Raw genomic sequence first — 18,648 nt, 5'->3', positions numbered from 1 at the left:
GGTGTCAGGCCGCTTCTGGAGATAGCATCGGATCCGTCTTCCAACTGCTGGCATAGGCGCTCAGCTTTCCATAGCTGTTGTCGCGGATCTCATGGGACAAGCCCATCAGCAGGGCGAGGATATGGCCGTGAAGACGATCGGTGATGAGGTGCTGCGCCTGGGAAAGCAGAACGACCCCTCTGTTGAGCCGAGCGAGCGCCTGACCTTCACGGGCAGCGGCGTCACGACCAGCGGGCAGCCCATCATCGTCAACGAGCCAGTCGACCATCTTTGCCCCGGCTGGCAAATCAGGCACGCGTTTCGCCTGCTCCGCGTCCGTGCGCATCAGGGCCAGTAGCGGCTCGGATGCCGCGCCCTGCCGTTCGAGGTCCAGCATCATCGCGGAATCGGGCGCCAGTCTTGCCGGCAATCTCAACGACGACAGGGCAAAGCGCAAGCTTACCCGGTCGCGCACATAAAGGGTGAAATCAGGATGTCGGCTCGCCATGTCGGCAAAGTCATCCGCCGCGCCGCCATTGCGGAAGAAGATCGACTGCGGCAGCTGGACGATCGTCCGATCGGGAAAGGCCGTCAGCAGTGATTCCCTGAACCGCTGGTGGTGAGACCAGAGGTCACCAAGATTACCACCGCCGTGGATCAGCACCGGGCCATCGGGACAAGAATGCAGAAAAGCGTCTCGATCAAAATCATGCCATGCCGACACATAGGACGGATCCCTGCCCGTGATAGCACGGAGAAGGACCAATTCTCCAAGCCAGATGGCGCTGTCGCCCACATTGGCATGATCAGGGAAATCGACCAGCGCATAAGGGCTGCCCCAGCGAAGATGCTGGGCATAGATTTGCCGGAGACAGTCCCGATGCGTGGATATGAGGGTGGCGTTCATGCAGCTGCGGCCACGGAAGCGCTGCACAACTGCGCATACAGGTCTTCGCATCTTGCGAGCCAGACATCCTGCGAAAACATCTCGACCGCGCGCCTTCTGGCGATTGTCCGGTCGATAAGGCAGGCATCCTGTATTGCCCTGGCCAAGCCATCGACGTCACCCGGCTTTGCCAGCTTGCCCGCGTCACCGATAACTTCGCCCGCAGCCCCCATGTCGAATGCCGCGACAGGAAGCCCGCAGGCCATCGCCTCGGCGGCGACGAGGCCGAACGGCTCATCCCAGCAAGGCGTGAAGAGACATATCGACGCTTTCGCCATTTCCTTGGCCAGTTGGCCGGAATCGAGATGGCCCCCATAGCGGATATCGGCACCCAGCAACGGAACCACCTTTGCCGCCCAATAGTCGGGATCCTCTATCGCTCCGTAGATGATGAGCGACATTCCCGCCTGCCTCGCAGCCAGCGCCGCAAAGTGGGTGCCCTTGTTCGGCGTAATCCGACCGCTCCAGATCGCGGTCCCGTTCCCCTTTGCTCCAAAGCGCCACTGCTCGACGTCTATCCCGTTATGCAGCACCGACACTTCGGACGGGGTGTCGTTTGGCCACCATGCCTTGAGTTGGCGGGACGATGTAACCGTCAGGCGATGGCGCGATGACGGGCTCTGCCGCACAAATCCATGCAGGGCGTCATAGGGCGGGACGTGGAGGGACGTGACTGTGGGAGTGCGATCCGTCCAGCGTCGTTCCAGGGGAAAGCGATGCAGGCTGTTATTATGCACGACATCGAACGCGCCATCGGCGATCCGTTCGCAGGCGGCTGCATAGGCGGCATCAAGATGGTTGACGAGCACCGCCGATCCGCGATGCTCGGCCCAGGGAAAGACCTCCTCATAATGCATGTCGACGACTGGATCGATAGTGAAGACCGGATCGCTATCGCCAGAAGCAAAGAGGGTGACATCATGCCCCCGCCGGCTGAGGCCAGTCGCCAGCTGCCATGCATGGGCTTCCATCCCGCCGGCAAAAGGTTGGCGGATGCGCTGGCGCACATGCGCCAGAAGAGCGATCCTCACGCCGCCGCAGTGGCGACTGTGGGCGTCTGGGCGGCTTGCTTTTGCCTTGCCTCCAACAGGCGCAGGACGGTGGCCGTATTTGCGTAGGGTTGATGGCTCTGTTGGCCGGTAAGGGCCAGGTCGTCCTGATCAGGCGTACGGAGAATTCGGATGGGACGACCCGGCGCATCGTCTATCAGGTCCATCAAGCGAAAGGCATGCAGCCAGTGGCCCATCGTCCTGTAGCCCCATTTTGCCTCGAACAACTGGGCGTTGCGGACCACGCTTTCGACATGATGTACTGGTGGCATGTGGTGCGGATGATATTGGTGGTACGCTCGCGCGCCCTTTGCCCAGGCAATGGCGATGCCGGCCATGCTGAGCGTCTTGCCATAATCAGTGTCTTCGCCGCCATATCCCACATAGCGTTCGTCAAAGCCGCCCGAACGCTGGAATGTCTGCGCTTGCATGGCGAAGTTCAATGACCAGAAACAGCGATAATCCGCGCAAATTTCGATGCCATGAGAAGGCGGCCCTCGCCGGTCGGAATGTTTTTCAGCGATCCCCTCAAAGCCTTCGCATGACCAGTCGCCCTGTGTGGCCGCACGTGGCAGATACAGCACCTCACCCATCAGCAAGCCATCGAAACCACTGGCATGACCGGCATAGTCGGCAACCAGGTCGGGTGAAGGAATGCAATCGATATCGAGGAATATCAATATGTCTCCGGTCGCGCTGGCGGCGGCGGCGTTGCGCGCGGCTGCAAGTGGCAGGGCCTCGCCGGCAATATGGATCTGGCGCACCGGGAACGATGTTTCAGGCAAATGATAGGGTTCATCCTGCATCGCCCCGATAATGAGTTCGGTTGGCAGGATCGTCTGGCGGTTGAGGCCATGGACAACATTGACGAGATGTTCGGCCCGTCCGCGCGCCAATGTGATGACGGAAACCTTGTTCATGACGGACGGAGCTCCTTAAATGATGCTGGGGTCAGGGCGGGTTGCGGCGACCAAAGCCTATCGACCAGCGCCTCGAGCCATTGCGCACTATGAAGGGCGGGGGCTTCGTCGATCATCGCGCGCTGACGATCCGGTCGATGACGGGTCCAGGTTTCGCTGATGGCGGACGTCCAGCCATGGGCTGAGGAAGGAAGATGGCGCAGGGTCGTCGCCACGCCTGCCGCTGCGAGCGCGTCTGCCTTGCGATGTTGCTCATCGAAATAGCGCCATTCGGGAATGGCAAGCCAGGGCTTGGCAGCCGCCAATATTTGCTGGCAGGTCGTATTGCCGGTGGAGGATATGACAAGGTCCGCCGCAGCGATATAGTCATCGGCATTATCGACCCAGCCTCGATGTTCGATATTGCCCGGTTCGGTTGCATGCCAGTCCCGCTGCACCTTTCCGATCGTGATCCATCGGGCGGATGGGCATGTGCGCGCGCCGACCCCAAGGGGAGCCTGGCCGAAGCCTTCACCACCGCCACCGGAAAGAATGAGGATAAGCTCCTCGTCTGGATCGATGCCTATTCGTTGGCGGGCGACCTCCCGCTCCGCCACGCGCAGATCGACCCCCAGCCCACCGGCGAAGAACGTCTTCGACCGCATCGCGTCGTCCCATTCGGGCTGGGCGAGGTCGGAATGAAAGGGCGCCAGCAACCCTGCCGCCCCGTCATAGGCGGCGCGATGTCCCGGATCGCTGCGATCACCATGTTGGAGGATTTTGACATGAGGGACAGAGCAGATGCGGGCAAGCTGTGCGACTTCAGCGGACACGTCGCAGATGAGGAGAGCGGGGTCGCCCCGATGAAACCAGGACGTCATCTGATGCATGGCGGAGCGGATGCCAGGCCATCCTAAAGGCGCGCAATGCAAGGTTGCAGGCGTCGACACCCAATCCATGGATGCCGCCTCCTCGCCGGTCGGTTCGAAAAGAGACGGAATCGTGATGATATCGGCATTGGCTGGCAAAGCCGGGAATATATCATCACGCGCGCAGAATATCGTCAGGGGCCGGGACGGTGGCAGAGCATGGGCTATCGCCGCGCAACGCTCGGCGTGGCCCCTCCCCTGATGGTGGACGAAATATCCGATCGGGCGCGTCATGCGGCGGCCGCCACGGCGGATGCGACCCCGTCACAAAGATCAAGCAGCGCCAGCCCTTCCAGCACGCCGGCGGCATGATGCTTGGCGACGCGGATCAGGCCCTTGCGGTCGGGAAGATCATCCAGTTCGGCCGCGGCATTCCCCACCACGATCGCATGGCCGCAGGCGGCCAGCATATCGGCATCATTGCCGCTATCCCCGGCAGCGACGCAATTGGACAATGATAACCCGAATTTCCGGGCATAGGCCGCAATCGCCTCTGCCTTGCCGCCATTTGGTGCCAATATGTCGATCAGGCGGCTGTGGGAGAAAATGACTTTCGCGGCAACGCCATGTGCACTCAGAATTTCGCGGATGTTGGCAGCGTCACGGGCGGTGCCGAAAAAGCTGATCTTGTGCGGCCCTTCGGTGACGCGTGGCTGGGCCTTGAGACGGAGGGGCGCTATTATACGAGTTACGGCAGCGCGGTCCCAGCCTTCATCGAGATAGGCCGCAAATTCAGCGCATTCCTTCCATTCGCCATGGCCGTCGGGAAAGACGATGCGCGTGCCGACATCGACGATATAGGCATCGGGCTCGGGAAGCTGCCAGCGACGCAGGATCATTTTGGTGGCATGGAGGCTACGACCAGTCGCCACGACAAACTGCATCGAGGACGAGGACCGCCAAGCGCGGAACGCCCCTGCCGCATCCCGGCATCCGGTCAGCGTATTGTCCATGTCGCACGCCAGCAATTGCGGCCGGGCCACTGAGCGATAAATGTCGATCGAAGCGCTGGCATAGCTATCCCAGCAATAGCGCCTGACACCTGCATGCGCCTTTGCCGACAACACGGCATGACGCGCGGCATTGCCGACGATAGCTCTGATGGAGCGACTGATCGCCCGCGTGTCACGTGGATCGATCAACTCCCCATGTCCAATTGCAGCCACGATTTCCGCCGGTCCGCCATTTTGTGTCGCCACGACAGGGGTTCCAAAAGCCGCCGCTTCGATCAAGGTAAGGCCGAAAGGCTCGTGCAACGCGGGGTTGACGAACACGCCACCCTGCGCTGCATAGGCATAGAGCGCCGCCACATCGTGCGCGTCATGCGCGGGGGGCAGCGCGACCCGACCGCCCAGGCCGCAGGCCTCGATCAGACCGAAGAGTTGGTCAATATTGGCGCGCTCCTCGCCGGCGGCATGACCATGCTGGCCCGCAAGAATGACGAGATTGGCCTGACGTTGCAGCGTTGCGTCCTGCGCATAGGCCATTAGCAGCGATGCCAGATTTTTCTTCGTCACCGGCCTGGATACGGCCAGAATGATAGGAAGGCGGGGACGTTCGAACCAGGCTTCCAGCAATACGCTGGCCTGGGATTTATCGACCGGCATAGGCAGACGCGGCACGCCCGGAGGAACCACATGGATTTTACGCTTCGCGGACTGACAATAGGCTCCGATCTGCCGGTCGGCTTCCTCGGCAGTCGATACGATGATTGCGCTGGCGTCCGCAATCGCCGAACGTTCGCTTTCAATCCTCTGATCAAGGCCATTACAGGTGACGCCCTGGGCTTGCTTGTCGATACCCAAAGAATGCGGCGTAAAGACGAAGGCTATTCCGAAACGTCTCTGAATGACGGAAGCCACCTGCGCTGCGTCCGCAAAATGCGCATGAATGACGTCGGGGCGACGTTGGCAATTGGAAAGATACTCTATCAATCCTTTTGTAAAGGACGGCAGTTCGGCCGCAAGCTCTTCCTTTTCTACATAATATTTTCTGTCAGTACCAATCCGCACTATGTGAAGATTTTCATCGATATCTTCGATTGGCATATTGTGAATCGGATCGAACCGACGATCATCGAACCTGCGCGTGACAATGATGACGTTGGATACATCATCTCTACGAATCTGATGAGACGCAGCCTCTAATATATAGGCTATATGACCGCCGGTATCGGGCGTTATACCGTAGCTGACAGGAGGCGCTTTCAAACAGCCTCCAAGAGCAAGATGCATGATGATCAATGACGTGCCCCCGTGTAGGAAAGGCCATAACGTCCCGTGTCAGCGTGCGTTCCTGATTACGAATAAATCACAATTTTCAGATCTATTTGTTGGCAGACGACCCTTAAATAGTAATCTATGTTATTTTTAATCTCCAAGAACAAATGCGACAGGTGATCGCGGGCAATGGCGCGGGCGCGAAAAGGCGGCAAACTCTTAGTGGGTTTGCGTATTGCTCCGAAGAGCCATGGGTTCGATGTCTCAATCGTACGCGCACCCAAGCGGCGAAAGACTGGAGTGGAAAGGTCGGGATCAGGGCAAGCGGGAGCGGACAGACCGAACCAAAGCCTTAACTTCAAACTTGGCGGCGGGGTCGCACAGAAAATGTGAAATTGTTTCGAATTGCAGTGGAAAAGCCTTGGTCCAACTGCGCTATTCAACGCCAAGATTTGCGCTTGAGTAATCCTGGCGTCATTTTTGGATTGGGATATGGGACGACAAAAGCCCACCAGGCTTTTTGCTTGGTGGGATGATTTTGACGTTATGTTGGTTGCGGGGACCCGATGCCCCGTCAGTATAACAATCTTCTGAATTATACTGACGTTGGTTGCGGGGGCTGGCTTCCCCTGTTGGTATAACATTGCTTCCCGGAGTTATACCGACGTTGGTTGCGGGAGGGCGCAGTCCCCGTTGGTATAGTTGCCCTCCTCCCCCGCCTTCCTTGCTTACAGCATTGAGAATTCCCATGAGTTGCCCGCACAATTCGGCGTAAACCTGCCCACGGTCAGGGCCGGGCGAGATGATGATTTTCCCAACGATCGATCGAATATCCTGAGCCACCTCATCCCGCAGGGCTGGGTCTTTCAACGCCTCAATCAGATATGCGACGCGCCGCCGGTATAGCTCAGCGAGGTTCGGGTGAATGTCCGGAACCACCACCGAATGTTCGACGTGTCGATGCTGAAGCTCATCCCGCTGCTGTTCGAGATCGCTCAATCGCGCCTTCATGGATGGCTGATACATGCCATCCTCAATCGCAGAGAGAATTCCTGCGATCGCGCGTTCGACCTTGTCCAAACTGCGGCGGTCCAGTTCCGCCTGAGCACGCTGTTCCCGGTTAGCGGAATTGATTTGCTCTATGTAGCTGGCCACGGCCTGCTTCACCGCGTCCGCAGAAACGAGGCGCTCCGATATTCCATGCAACGCACGTTTCTCCAGCATCTCACGCCGGATTGTCCGATTGTTGCCGCAGGTACCCTTTCGGAAGTGGTTGTTGCAGCCGTATCGATCATTCACGATGATGGTGCAGTTCCCGCCGCAAACGCCGCATTCTATCATTCCCGAAAACAGGAAGACGGGCCGATGCAGGTCGCGAAGTCTCTTTCCCTTTGAGACCCGGATACCGTCCGCAACAGCCTTATAGCGCTCTCCGATTTCGTCCGCCCGCTGGCGCACGGCCTGCCACAGCTCGTCAGTCAGAATGCGCAATTCGGGCACATCCTTCTTGATCCATTCAGATTCAGGGTTGGGCCTGGAGACCCGCTTCCCCGTCGACGGGTTTTTGATAAATCGTTGCCGATTCCAAACCAGAACGCCGACATAGAGTTCGTTGTGAAGGATGCCGGTCTTGCGCGCCGCATGTCCCCTTATCGTCGTGTCCGACCATTGCTTGCCAAATGGTCCGGGAACGTTGTCGCGGTTGAGGTCCCACGCGATCGCGCGGGGGCTCCTGCCATTGGAGAACTCTCGGAAGATCCGTTGAACGACCAGAGCTTCCGCCTCATTGATCGATCTCTCGCCACGAACCAGTTCGCCGCTCGCATCGACCCTCTTAAGCACATTGTAGCCGTAGCACAGGCCACCGCCCGATTTGCCCTTCTCGACCCGTCCCCTTAGCCCTCGATGCGTTTTCTTCGCGAGATCCTTGAGGAAAAGAGCATTCATCGTGCCCTTCAGCCCTACATGCAGCTCCGATATCTCGCCTTCGGCGATGGTGATCAGCTTCACGCCGGCAAACTGGAAGTGCTTGTACAAGGTCGCGACATCAGCCTGATCTCGGGAAATGCGATCGAGCGCTTCGGCAAGGATCGTGTCGAATTTACCGAGCTGCGCATCCTGGAGCAGCGATTGAATTCCCGGTCTCAGAATCACGGAGGCGCCAGAGATTGCTGCATCCTGATAGCTTCCGATGATGCGCCATCCTTCCCTGGCGGCCTGATCGCGGCAAATGGCGAACTGGTCGTCTATCGAGGTCTGGCTTTGCATATCGCTCGAGTATCGGGCGTAAAGTGCAGTACGGGTCAAGATGCGTCTCCGGTCGATGGTGCCGGCCTGGTGCGGTAGGCTGCATGCCAAGGATTTAGGGTCCGAACGTTCATCCCTGTGGCCTCTTTGGCATTTCGGGTAAGGAGAATGAGACTGTTCGACGCTGCCGTCGCAGCAATTAGCGAAGCGGTGACCGAGCGGATGTGGTCATTTCGTACGGCGCTCCATGCGTCCGCCACATCGCCATCGACGGGCAAGAGCCTCTCCTCGAAGCAGGCCTTTGCCTCATCGAGCCAATTCTCGAAGCGGGCTGCCGTTTCGGGCTCGATCTCAAGCAAGTCCCTTGCCTGCCGACGGAGTTCACCCAAGCTGAGAGCGCTAAGAAACAGCCTGTCTGCTGACGTCTCTTTTAGAAACCGCGCGACGTTCGGATGCATTGACGCTCGGCGTGTCTCGAACAGCACGTCGGTGTTCAGGAGGAAGCTCTCATTGCCTTTCAACCTTCCCCCTCCCCTATCGCGTGGAATGCCAGGTCAGGTGATGCAAGGTTTGCCTTGGGACCTCCCAATAGCCATTCCTTGAAGTCCGGCCTCTGGGACGTCATTGCCGCGTAGTCGGCAGCAGAGAGCAGTACCGCACGAGGTCGGCCGTGGCGCGTGATCATCTGAGGCCCACGCACCTGTGCCGTTTCAATCACCTCGCTGAGTTGGTCCTTCGCTTCCTGAAGTTGCCAGGCAGGCATATCCAAAACCTCTGCCATTTCGGCTAGAACTATAGCTCAATCATCCTGTTCTTCCAATGGGCCATCGCGTATTTCTGGCACACCAGTTGCGCCCGCCTTCCGCGCCATCTCCTCCCTGGCGAGATGCCGGCCAATCGCTGCTGCTATGCGAAGGATCCGTTCGTCCAGATCGTCCGCGGGGCTCCGCGAAACCTGTGGCTCGCCGCTTGAGCCGTTCACTGCGGCTTCCCCTGAGCAAGAGGAAAGGAACTGCTTTCCTGGCGTTGGGATAAGGTTTTCGGCGGAAGGGGTGAAAACACATTCGCCCCGAACCTTGAAACCAGGCGCCGTGCGACATTTTTGCGGTAGCGTTCTTGCCGCCACGGTGTCGGGCTGTGATAGACACCTACAGCCTGCCAATAACTCCCGCTGGTGCGCAACCCCGACAGGAACAGCCACTTGGCTGCCTGCACGTTGAAGCACGGATCGTTGATCAGCCAGGTGCGTACAAGACCGGGATCGCGGTCGACGAGAACAGATAGCTTGGCTACCCAGGAGCTATTAACCTGGAGAGGACCGAGGTCATGTGTACCGTTGCTGTTCGGAACCTCAGCGCCGATCCATCCGGCCTCCTGATCGCGCAGACCCCACAGCGTCTTTTCAAGCCATGATCTGCCCGCCGATGCGAATTGGATACATCGAGCGATCTCACGTTCCCCGGTGGCAGAGCCGACCGGACGAGACGCCGCTGCAGCTGAACCCGACAGGAGGGCGAGGCCCGCTACGAGCGACGGCAAGGCATAGAGTCCCGACCGCCAGCGCGCGCGCGCGATGGGGAGTCTCATATGCGCTTCCCCCTGACCAAGACGGGTTCACCGCGAATGAGGGCGAGAAGCTGTTCACCAGATATGATCTGGATATGAGGATGACGATTGAGCAGCGTCCGGGTCGATGGTCCGGTTCGTCCAGTGTGAATGAACAGCCCCGGCATACTCTTTGCGGCACATAGCTGCGCGAACGCATCAACATTTTCTGGCCGTATCGTGTCTTTGTAGCGCTTGGCTTGGACAAGCCAGACCCATCCGCAGATCCTTACCTTCCCATCAATACCTCCATCACCGGTGTAGCTCTGGTTTCGGACCACTTCGATCGCGCGGCGTTCAAAGCATTCCAGAAGCAGTTCCTCGAAAGCCAAGGGATCCATGCGGCGCATCCGGGCGAAAACCACCGCCGGAGGTTGGGAGCGATCGCGGCCCTGCAATTGCCGGCACATGATGCGTGCCTGTCGACGTCGCCATCGGTGTTTGACCGGAGTCCGGGAACCACGAAGGAACCAGGCAAGGAGCACAATCCCGACGACAATAGACAATACGGCCCAATCAGCGATCATGGCCGCCTCCGTGATCCTGGGAAGGAGCGTGGGCAGGTTCGGGAGCCGGCTGGGGCGCCGTCGCGGCGGCGCGCCCGTCTTCCCGGTCAGCACCTCGATGGGAACTTCGATCGAGAAGAGATACGACCCACCGGTCCATGAAGGATGCAGCCGACAACGCACGATCCGCAATGCGCTCAGCCAGTCCGGTGAACTGAGTGCTCTCCGCAGATCCACGTTGCGCCGCCGGCTTGTCCTTTCGCTCTTCGCGTTGGGCGCGTTGCTCGGCGCGGAGCTTGTCCCAGCGTTCGGAGTGGCGGGTCGACCGGCCCTTCACACCGTCCCGATCGATCCGCCCCAACCCCTGGAGGGAAGATGTCTTTTCGCCCGTACGCTGCTTCAGTTTTTCGACCAGCCTTTGCCGATTCTCGGTCCACAGGCTGGCCCCGAATCTCGCGCGGGTGATCGCGGTGTAGAAGTTTTGCCCTGTAACGAGCGGCGAGTTGACGGGCGCCAGCACATAGACCCGGTCGTAAGTCTTGGACTGCGCCGAGTAGACGGTTTCGCCATAGCCATGGTCCCAGTTCTTGTGCTGGGAAAGATCGATTTCCTGGCTCCGCCCGTCCCGATCCCATCGGATTGTGGCAACGGTGCCGTTGAGGCGCTCCAGGGTGCCTCGCTCGGCATTCTTGAGATCCAGCTCCTCGTTGACGAGGCGCCATTGTATCCGGTCGCCGGCGGCAAGGTCGCGTTTTTCTTCCTTGAACACGTTGATCTGGGAGGCCCGCCCCAGACGGGGATCCCACTGGATGGTGCGGCCATGTTCATCGACCAGGTTGACCGTCTGACGCCCACGGGCGTCTCGTCCAACGCCAATCACCTTATACTCGGCATCTCGGGCGATCCCCAGCCCGACATTGTCGCGGGAGAACACCACGACCTGACCGCGAGAATAGAAGCGCGCGAAGTGCTTCTCCTGCTCGGTCATGCCGGACGGCGACAGGATCGACAGCCGGGTTTCCTCGGCCGCGATCGCACCTTCCGTTTTCAGCGCCTCGCGGACCTTGGTGTTCACGATCAGACGGGTCGCATTCTCAAGCACGAGAATGTTCGTCTTCTCGCGGTTTTCCGGACTGAGGCGTGTCCAGTCGGCAACGAGCGACGCGGCAAGCTTTTCACTGCTTTCCCCGGTCGTCACCCTGTCCAGCGAGGTAAGCGATCCGTCGTAGTTCTGGAGCCGTGCCAGCCGCACGGCCTGGGTCATCTTGTCCGTTTCCTGCCGGACAGGTTCCCGGAGTTCGGCTTTCGGCAGGCCGAGACGTTGCATCAGCCAGAACGGCTTGCCCTGCTCGATCGCCCCTGTTTGACGGGTGTCACCAATCAGTAGAAGGCGCGCGCCGGTGGTCCTGCTGATCTCGAGGAGACGTACCGCCTGGCGGTTGCCAAGCTGCCCGGCCTCGTCAACAACCAGGACATGACTTTCATCAAGCCTCGCGCCGCCGCTCGCAAGGAGACTGGCAACGGTGCGCGATTCAATATTGGCCTTCTTCCCCAGTTCCGCCGCCGCCGAAGAGGTCGGAGCGAGGGCAATGAGGGTCGCGTCCTCACCCGCCGCACTCCTTAGTGCGCCGATGATGGTCGACTTGCCCGAGCCGGCGACGCCGTGGACACCCACGATCCGGTCTTCGCTCCGGCCGAGATGAAGCAGAGCTGTCCGCTGCTCGGGAGTGAGGTTGTGGGCAAGACCTGCATCCCTGAGGGCTTCGATAGACGCCAGGGGCCGGGCGTCTGTGAGGGCCAGGGCGAGATGATCGGAGAGCGACATTTCGAGACGCGCCGTCCTACGTGACGTTCGACCGCGGGTGTGTATCTCGTCACCGGTAAGGTGGCGGGTTTCGAGAAGTTTGGCTCGCGCCTGATGTTCCTCGACCACGGGACGAATATCGGAAAGCCGAACCTCGCCGACATGTGAAGCCAGGGCCGTCTGCAACAGCCGACCGAGATTGTTGACCGCCTCCTTGCCTTCCGACTGGCGCAGGCCGAAAAGCATGGCACGCGCCGCCGTCTGCGCCTCGACCTCAATACTGCGCTCACCAATTTGCTCGGCGTCGGCGCGCGCCTCCATCACCGCCTCGGCATGTTTGCCAAGCCGCCCGTCCCACCGCTGATGGAGCTCTTCGAGTGAGACTTTCTGCTTTGGTCCCCGAGTGGCATAGAAGGATTTCTGCCGTGCCGCCTGCCCGGTCAGGCCATGCTCTTTTGCATGAGCCTCGATCTGTTCGGCGCGCTGCGACATTTCGGTGATCAGGTCCTTGGGGACGCCCCTGATCTCGAACAGGCCACGACGAGGGTCGAACTCGACATCGTAGCCGCGCTCGCGGAGGAGGTGTGCCAATTCATTGCGGTACACCTGCCCGGCCGCCATCTGCTCGGCGAACATGGCGCGAGTTTCCAGGCTGACCTTCTTCGCTCCATCCCGCTCGTCGGTGATGTTCATGACGACGACGTGCGTGTGAAGATGGGGATCGAGCTCGCGAGACGCATGCTCGGTGAAGCGCGCCCAGATCAGCCGGCCGGTCGTCTTCTCGGTGACCTTGCCATCGACGCGGTGCCGCATCGTGGCGTGTTCCTCGAGATAGTTGAGCGCGACCCCGACCGCCTGCTCATGCGCCTCAACGATCCGCTCGTCGCCGGAGACGAGTGCCATGATCGACACCGACTTGGGGGCGTTTACGGCGAAGTCCCACCCCGGATGATGCTGGATGTTGCCATCTTTCCGCTGGCGACCAAGCTGCTGGTCACCGACCTTACCGGCTAAGAGTTCCTTGAAGACGGCAGGGTCGACCTCACCTTCCAGTCCCAGTTCGGTGGCGATCTTGCCACCCCATTCGGAATGCTCGTCGGCACCCTTGGTGTAATAGTCGCCGACCGTGTAATACCGAGCGATGTTGGCGGGTTTGCCCTTGAGGCGGATGGGATTGATCATGCCGGCCTCGCTGCATTGCGGGTGCCGTCATGGCGGCCGTGCTGGCTGAGACGGAAACACGCCGGCTTCCCGAACAGCTCGAGCGGTGGTGGTGGGTTGCTTGCTTCCCCTTCCCGGCCGTTGTCGGTCGGAGGAGACGCCGCCTCTTCATCGGAGGGTATGCCGGTCGGTCCCGTAGCGTCGCTTGGCGGTACCAGGGGCAGTTCGGCTCCTGGATCACTGGGGGCAGCACGTCGCCGTTTCGTCGGGGTAGCTTTCGGCTTGGCTGGTGTTATCGGCGCTGTCGGCGCCGGGGGCGCCGATGGCGTTGGAACCGCCATCCGAATGGGCGCGGCGCCCCGCTCCTCGAACGCCTCGCCGATGGAGGCGACCTTGTTGTAGCTGTCCTCGAACCGGACCACCGGAAGGCTGCGACCGAACCGCAGATAGCCCATCAGGTTGGGCAGGTTTGTGACCTCGGTGTGCATGACCAGCGGTCGGGTTACCTGCATGCGCGAGAGGTTCACCCCGTCGCGCATATCGTTGACCCCGTAGGACATGCCTTCGTTGGCTTCGACCTGTTCGACCTGGCCGAAATTTTCGCTGACATGCTTCGCTGTGGGGGTGTCGTTGGCCCGCAGCGCCACCCAGGTGGAGCAATAGCCGGTGATCGCCGCAGCGTCCTGGATGCCGTAGGTCGCCTCGAGCTGGGGATAGCTCTGGAAGCCGAGGATACCGCAGCCTCCATACTTCCTTGCGCGGGCCAGGAAGTCGCCGAGCGAGGGCAGGCGCTGGAGCGTCGGCAGTTCGTCGATCACGCAATAGAGGCGCCGGTTGCGATCGGGCGTCATGCTCATGATCGCGCTGATCGCGATGTCGAGCCATACCGTGATCAGGGGGCGCAGCGAAGGCAGCTGGTCCGCCTTGACGGTGATGAAAAGCCAGCTGTCGTCTTTCTCGTTGGCGACCCAGTCGCGGATCGAGAAACCATCAGCGGTATCGTCGAGATAGGAGAAGCTGCGCATGACGGAGGCAAGCTCAGCCTGGATACCGGCGCTGGTGCGTTCGCCCTCGGTCGAGATGAATGCCGCCGCATCGGTGCCGGCGGCAAAGGCTGCGAGGTCCTTCAGCTTGGAGCGCAGCAGCGTGTCGAGCAGGATCGAAACGAGGGTGCGTTCCTGCCGAGCCAGCTTCCGCAGCACGGCGACCAGCGTACCGCGCGCCGCCTTCGCCCAGAAGGGATCGCCGGTCTTGTCAGGGATCGTGGACTCGGCGATCTGATCGTAATGATAGTCCCTCGGGACGTCGACCCAGGGCGACCAGCAATCCGCCCGTGCGTCGAGCGGATTGAGCAGCACGTCGATCCCCGGCCGGTAGAATTTTTCGACGAAGGTGCCGGCTGTGTCATAGACGATCGCGCGGCGCTTTCGCTTCCGGATGCCGTCGAGCATCTTGACGATGATGTTCGTCTTGCCGGTACCTGGCGCACCGCAAATCAGGATATGTTCGGGTTCGAAGGCGTCGGGTACATTGACCCCACCAATGTCGAAGCTGCCCTTGGCGTAACGCCAGAGAGCGCGGCGGACCTGCCGCACTGTGCCGAACCGCGCCCCGCGCAGGAACTGATTGGAGCCGAGGCCTTTCCCCGTCCGGGTGAAATAGAACCACGCCCAGAAGAGCATCGCCAGAGCGAACACACCGGAGAGCGCTGCGCCGTGTAGCAGGTAGGTCTCGAAGGCGGCGAGCGTCTTGTGGGCGACACCTGAGTCGAGCAAGCCCTTGGGTGTTGTCCAATATTGTTTGCCCGCCGGTGTCTTGAATAAGATCGGGGTCGCGTTGCCGGGAACAGCGTCGCCCATGAAAGCCGCTTGGCCGAGCTTCACCAGAACGAAGCGCTCATACTCTGAGGATTTCTCGAGCGCATACCAGATGATGCCGCCGATCCAGATGACCAGTCCAGCGAGGAAGGTCTGGTAGAAGACCTGGGTGGTCATCCGGACGTTGTGGACGATGGCCTGGCCGCCGCGAGTCCAGGAGCCGAGGGTGTCGTGACGAAAGATGCTCATGACCGGTCCTGCTCGGGGTCGAGCAGCCCCCTTTCGCGGAGGAGGCGACGGGCTTCGCCCAGTCCCTTTTGGAGGATGTCCGGAGAGCGCTCGCCGACAGACGTGGCGAGGATGGCGAAGGCCTGGATGACCGTCGCATGGAGCTCATCGAAGCGGGCGTGATATCCCGAAGGATCTGTGCCTTCGAACCGTTCAAGGATGTCGCGACAATAGGTCGCGGCGCCGAGACCTGCGTTGCGCGCATGGACGGAAAGGCGCGCATAGAGATCATCGTCTATGCGGATTGTAATACGTGCCAAGCGGCGGACTCCTTGTCCGGCACGCCAGCAACGTGGTGAAGCGTCGCCCTTATAGCCGATTTGCGCCGTGATCTCAACAATTTATCGAAACTGCCGCTGGCAGCCAGAGAGTGCCAAGCGAGATCAATCGGTTAGGCCGGCAGCATTCTGGGGCTGGCTGCCGGCGGCAGCCGATCAGTGCCAGATGGGCTGCCGTCCTGTGCCGCTAAAAAACGGCGGAAATCCGGGCGATTCGCGCCCGCAGCACCCCGTGCGTGGGGTGCATTACACCCGCCTCCGGCGTGCGTCCCTCGCCCGCAGCGCGCTTGCCCGCTGCGCCCGTCGATTCCGATCGGCGCGGGTCTCCCCTACAGGGGGAGCCGTACTTGATCGGCTGCTCTTTGTCGGTGGGAAGGCGTTGCAAGCGAAAGCTCCTTGGTGGATAGTCGGGGCTGGCGAGCAGACCTCCTTCCTAGAAGGAGTCCAAACATGCCCAAGATGACGGAACGGGAACGGCTCGCGAAGATCGAGGCCGACCAGCGCAACCTCGCGCAAGAGGCCGAGGCGGTGCGGCGCGGATTGCGCGCGCAATATGGAATGGTCGCGACCGAGATTGCCGTGGAGAGGCTGAGCGAGCGCGAGTTTCGCGATGTGCTCGGCCAAGCGATCCGGGTCGGTGGCGGTGCCGCGCTGGCAGCGTTAAAGGCGCTTCCGGCTGCGTCCGATGATCCGCCCGCACGGGGTTTGCCGGTCAAGACTGGTGCCGCCGCGCGGGGGAAGTCCGGCGCTACGCCGCCGCCCGGATCGGAGGCCGGAGGAGCGAGCCAGGCGACGGTGCAGCCTTAGCGGAAAGGGGAGCGACGTTGGCGGGCGGAACGCCCGGCAAAAGGAGCGACGCGGGGGAAACCGTTCGGGTTTCCCCCGCTCGTGCGACAAGCACGACAAGGGACCGGCGGCGGTAGCCCGCGCCGGTCCCCTCTTTGGGTGGTCGTCCGATCAGGCCGCTATGACGCGGCGTTTGCGCTTGATCGGGACATCGGGTTCCTGATCGGTCCGCATGAAAACATGGGTCGGGACGCGGTGGCCCTTCTCCGGGTTGAACAGGTCATAGAGGCTCGACTGGATGCCGGAGCCTTCGCATAGCAATGCCTCGACCGGCATAAGCTCGGCAATGTCGCGGTTGCGCTTGAAGCCCTTGCCCTTCCCGCGTCCATAGAGGCCGAAAGCGATGCAGGTAACGCCGCGTTGCGCCGCCCAAGCCGCTGCCGCTGCGTCCACCCCTGCGCGCTGTCCGGTGGTGACAAGCACCATATGCGGAATGCGCGCCCTGATCTGGTCGAGGCGTCCCCAGATAATCCGCCAGTCGTGCCAATCCTGCGGGCCGGAGACGACGACGACAGGGCCTTGCGGGTCGTAGCGGTCGCGGCGGCGTTCGGAACGGGCACGCAGGAAGTCGAGCGCCGAAATCTGGCTGGCGGTCGTTACGTTGGACGCGCGCGAACCTTTTGCCGGGAACCACGGGCGACCGGCGCAGGCTTTATACATAGCCGCCGCGTATTCGCACATATCTTCCATCGCGGCGCGCTGTTCTGCGACCGACTGGCATTCAAGCTGGGTATCTTCCAGTTCCTTGTTGAACACCTCGCCCGGTTCCAGACGCCGCGCCATATCGCTGATGGTGTCGGCGAGCCGATCCTCGCGGCTTTCCAGTTTGCCCGCGACGAAATGGAAGCTGTTGACGAAGCCCCATGCGAGTTCGGGTGCGAGGGGGTCGAGGCGGGTGTCGGTCAACAGGTCGAAGATGGCGGCGATGATGCCGCCGCATTCCGCCTGCGCCGCGATCGGATTGGGCATGAGATGTTCGGCGGGTTCCTCGCCCGGCTCGATGATGGTGAGGGGCAAGGGATCACCGAACGATGCCACGAAATCGGGGGTGGCGGTGAGTTCGGCATAGAGTTCCGGCAGGTCGGCAAAACTGCTAACGCTGCGCAAGGCCGTTGGCTTGCTCATGGGATGGGTTCCTTTGGTCGGGTGACGGTTCAGGGTCCGGGGAAGCGTTCCACCGCTCCCCCGGCCCGCCTTTGGTGCCGCTTAGAAGGGCACCTCGTCGTCAAGGCCGCGCCCGTTCCCGGTATACTCGCCGCCGGGGCCTGCGGTGCTGCCGCCGGAGAAGCCGCCGCCCGACCGTCCGCCGAAACCGCCCTGCCGCTGGCCGCCACTTGCGCGATTGCCGAAGCTGCCGCCCTGCGTGTCGCGGTCACGTTCGCGCCGCCACTGGACATCGAAGCCGTTCGTCTCGTCCCCGAAAAGGACGATGGGCAGCGGCTCGCGGAAGCTCGGATCATCGACCATGCCGGACAGGAACACCTCGTCGTTGGACTTCATCCGGCGTTCCCAGACGACACCGATCTGGATTTCGTCGCCCGCGCGGTTCGTCTCGTAAATCTCATAGACGGGGGCGCTATCGCTCTGCCGATCTTCGACGCGGCGCATGATTAGGTAGGGAAAGCGCATCTCGCGAGTGGCGATCTTGCCGATAATTTCGCTGGCGCGTTCGTCGAATTTGAAGCTACCGATCTTCATGACTTCATCCTTTCTCTTGGGTGCGGTCCGTTTTTCTTTCCCGGCCGCATCCAAACCCTACTACCTCCCCTCCATTACTTCCATGTGATTGATTTCTTGACAGAATTTCATCGTATCTGGTGAGCCCGAGCATCAAACGGCCGCGTCAGCGGCCCGCGAACGACAAAGACGCACCGGCCGCGCAGCGGGCGGTTCCTTCTGAATGGAAAGGGAGCGTGGGCCGGCTCGATCGTCATCGCACCCGGAGCCGCCCTCGCAGGTCCGAAGGCGCAGGGCGGGGCTCTTGTCCGCAAGAAGCACGGGAGGGGCTCTAGCGAAGCTTGGCGAAAAGGGGCCGGCGCTTCTGTTGAAAACAAACAAACATCGCCGGCCCCTTT

The 18,648-nt window shown here is 61.1% G+C and carries 16 protein-coding genes and 1 pseudogene; 1 reads left to right on the top strand and 16 read right to left on the bottom strand.

All coding sequences use genetic code 11. The features are described from left to right. Positions 1 to 4 precede the first annotated feature (4 nt). From B2V90_RS17725 to B2V90_RS17665, 14 genes and pseudogenes are all read right to left on the bottom strand, one after another. On the bottom strand, positions 5 to 886 hold the full coding sequence (locus B2V90_RS17725) for a polysaccharide pyruvyl transferase family protein (RefSeq protein WP_228221978.1): 882 nt from the start codon (positions 884 to 886) through the stop codon (positions 5 to 7). Next, positions 883 to 1,956, bottom strand: a complete 1,074-nt coding sequence (locus tag B2V90_RS17720) for a glycosyltransferase (protein ID WP_228221979.1) — start codon at positions 1,954 to 1,956, stop codon at positions 883 to 885. Before B2V90_RS17720 ends, B2V90_RS17725 begins: the two co-directional genes overlap by 4 nt. Further along, complete coding sequence (locus tag B2V90_RS17715) at positions 1,953 to 2,894, bottom strand: galactosyltransferase-related protein (protein WP_228221980.1); 942 nt, start codon at positions 2,892 to 2,894, stop codon at positions 1,953 to 1,955. The genes B2V90_RS17720 and B2V90_RS17715 overlap by 4 nt, the downstream gene beginning before the upstream one ends. After that, on the bottom strand, positions 2,891 to 3,754 hold the full coding sequence (locus B2V90_RS17710) for a glycosyltransferase (RefSeq protein ID WP_228221981.1): 864 nt from the start codon (positions 3,752 to 3,754) through the stop codon (positions 2,891 to 2,893). The genes B2V90_RS17715 and B2V90_RS17710 overlap by 4 nt, the downstream gene beginning before the upstream one ends. Positions 3,755 to 4,032: 278 nt before the next feature. Further along, complete coding sequence (locus B2V90_RS17705; protein WP_293922636.1) at positions 4,033 to 5,424, bottom strand: HAD-IIB family hydrolase; 1,392 nt, start codon at positions 5,422 to 5,424, stop codon at positions 4,033 to 4,035. A gap of 57 nt (positions 5,425 to 5,481) precedes the next feature. Next, positions 5,482 to 6,036 (bottom strand): annotated as a pseudogene (locus tag B2V90_RS17700) (glycosyltransferase); the annotation flags it as partial. A 459-nt stretch (positions 6,037 to 6,495) separates the two neighbouring features. Continuing rightward, positions 6,496 to 8,328 (bottom strand): recombinase family protein, encoded by a 1,833-nt coding sequence (locus tag B2V90_RS17695; RefSeq protein WP_293922612.1) that lies wholly within the window; start codon positions 8,326 to 8,328, stop codon positions 6,496 to 6,498. Continuing rightward, positions 8,325 to 8,789, bottom strand: a complete 465-nt coding sequence (locus tag B2V90_RS17690; protein ID WP_030539247.1) for a PIN domain-containing protein — start codon at positions 8,787 to 8,789, stop codon at positions 8,325 to 8,327. Before B2V90_RS17690 ends, B2V90_RS17695 begins: the two co-directional genes overlap by 4 nt. After that, on the bottom strand, positions 8,786 to 9,031 hold the full coding sequence (locus B2V90_RS23200) for a type II toxin-antitoxin system Phd/YefM family antitoxin (protein ID WP_030539248.1): 246 nt from the start codon (positions 9,029 to 9,031) through the stop codon (positions 8,786 to 8,788). The genes B2V90_RS17690 and B2V90_RS23200 overlap by 4 nt, the downstream gene beginning before the upstream one ends. A gap of 215 nt (positions 9,032 to 9,246) precedes the next feature. Beyond that, positions 9,247 to 9,807: a lytic transglycosylase domain-containing protein gene (locus B2V90_RS17685; protein WP_293922610.1), complete on the bottom strand. Its 561-nt coding sequence runs from the start codon at positions 9,805 to 9,807 to the stop codon at positions 9,247 to 9,249. A gap of 44 nt (positions 9,808 to 9,851) precedes the next feature. Then, entirely contained in the window at positions 9,852 to 10,400 is a 549-nt protein-coding gene (locus tag B2V90_RS17680; protein ID WP_037470503.1) for a restriction endonuclease, read from the bottom strand. Further along, a complete protein-coding gene (mobF, locus tag B2V90_RS17675) occupies positions 10,390 to 13,365 on the bottom strand; it encodes a MobF family relaxase (RefSeq protein WP_030539250.1) in 2,976 nt (991 codons plus the stop codon). Before mobF ends, B2V90_RS17680 begins: the two co-directional genes overlap by 11 nt. Beyond that, entirely contained in the window at positions 13,362 to 15,410 is a 2,049-nt protein-coding gene (locus B2V90_RS17670; protein WP_030539251.1) for a type IV secretion system DNA-binding domain-containing protein, read from the bottom strand. Before B2V90_RS17670 ends, mobF begins: the two co-directional genes overlap by 4 nt. Then, positions 15,407 to 15,709, bottom strand: a complete 303-nt coding sequence (locus B2V90_RS17665; protein ID WP_030539252.1) for a hypothetical protein — start codon at positions 15,707 to 15,709, stop codon at positions 15,407 to 15,409. Before B2V90_RS17665 ends, B2V90_RS17670 begins: the two co-directional genes overlap by 4 nt. Positions 15,710 to 16,177: 468 nt before the next feature. Here B2V90_RS17665 and B2V90_RS17660 point away from each other — a divergent pair, with 468 nt between their 5' ends. Then, a complete protein-coding gene (locus tag B2V90_RS17660) occupies positions 16,178 to 16,534 on the top strand; it encodes a hypothetical protein (protein ID WP_293922605.1) in 357 nt (118 codons plus the stop codon). Positions 16,535 to 16,684: 150 nt separating this feature from the next. On the opposite strand, the gene B2V90_RS17655 is transcribed toward B2V90_RS17660, so the two are convergent. Beyond that, the gene (locus B2V90_RS17655; RefSeq protein WP_293922603.1) at positions 16,685 to 17,698 is read right to left on the bottom strand and encodes a DUF2493 domain-containing protein; all 1,014 of its coding nucleotides are present in this window, start codon (positions 17,696 to 17,698) and stop codon (positions 16,685 to 16,687) included. An 81-nt stretch (positions 17,699 to 17,779) separates the two neighbouring features. Next, a complete protein-coding gene (locus tag B2V90_RS17650; protein WP_293922601.1) occupies positions 17,780 to 18,271 on the bottom strand; it encodes a DUF736 domain-containing protein in 492 nt (163 codons plus the stop codon). Positions 18,272 to 18,648 lie beyond the last annotated feature (377 nt).

This window comes from Sphingobium sp. UBA5915 (assembly GCF_002431195.1).
GTDB lineage: Bacteria > Pseudomonadota > Alphaproteobacteria > Sphingomonadales > Sphingomonadaceae > Sphingobium > Sphingobium soli.
The sequence above is the reverse complement of the archived record's forward strand: the minus strand, read 5'-3'. Positions and strand labels throughout refer to the sequence as shown.

What these genes read in the sequence shown, in the direction of transcription:
- B2V90_RS17725 (WP_228221978.1), bottom strand. Translation starts at nt 886, where the DNA reads ATGAACGCCACCCTCATATCCACGCATCGGGACTGTCTCCGGCAAATC.
- B2V90_RS17715 (WP_228221980.1), bottom strand. Translation starts at nt 2,894, where the DNA reads ATGAACAAGGTTTCCGTCATCACATTGGCGCGCGGACGGGCCGAACAT.
- B2V90_RS17710 (WP_228221981.1), bottom strand. Translation starts at nt 3,754, where the DNA reads ATGACGTCCTGGTTTCATCGGGGCGACCCCGCTCTCCTCATCTGCGAC.
- B2V90_RS23200 (WP_030539248.1), bottom strand. Translation starts at nt 9,031, where the DNA reads ATGCCTGCCTGGCAACTTCAGGAAGCGAAGGACCAACTCAGCGAGGTG.
- B2V90_RS17680 (WP_037470503.1), bottom strand. Translation starts at nt 10,400, where the DNA reads ATGATCGCTGATTGGGCCGTATTGTCTATTGTCGTCGGGATTGTGCTC.
- mobF (WP_030539250.1), bottom strand. Translation starts at nt 13,365, where the DNA reads ATGATCAATCCCATCCGCCTCAAGGGCAAACCCGCCAACATCGCTCGG.
- B2V90_RS17670 (WP_030539251.1), bottom strand. Translation starts at nt 15,410, where the DNA reads ATGAGCATCTTTCGTCACGACACCCTCGGCTCCTGGACTCGCGGCGGC.
- B2V90_RS17660 (WP_293922605.1), top strand. Translation starts at nt 16,178, where the DNA reads ATGCCCAAGATGACGGAACGGGAACGGCTCGCGAAGATCGAGGCCGAC.
- B2V90_RS17655 (WP_293922603.1), bottom strand. Translation starts at nt 17,698, where the DNA reads ATGAGCAAGCCAACGGCCTTGCGCAGCGTTAGCAGTTTTGCCGACCTG.
- B2V90_RS17650 (WP_293922601.1), bottom strand. Translation starts at nt 18,271, where the DNA reads ATGAAGATCGGTAGCTTCAAATTCGACGAACGCGCCAGCGAAATTATC.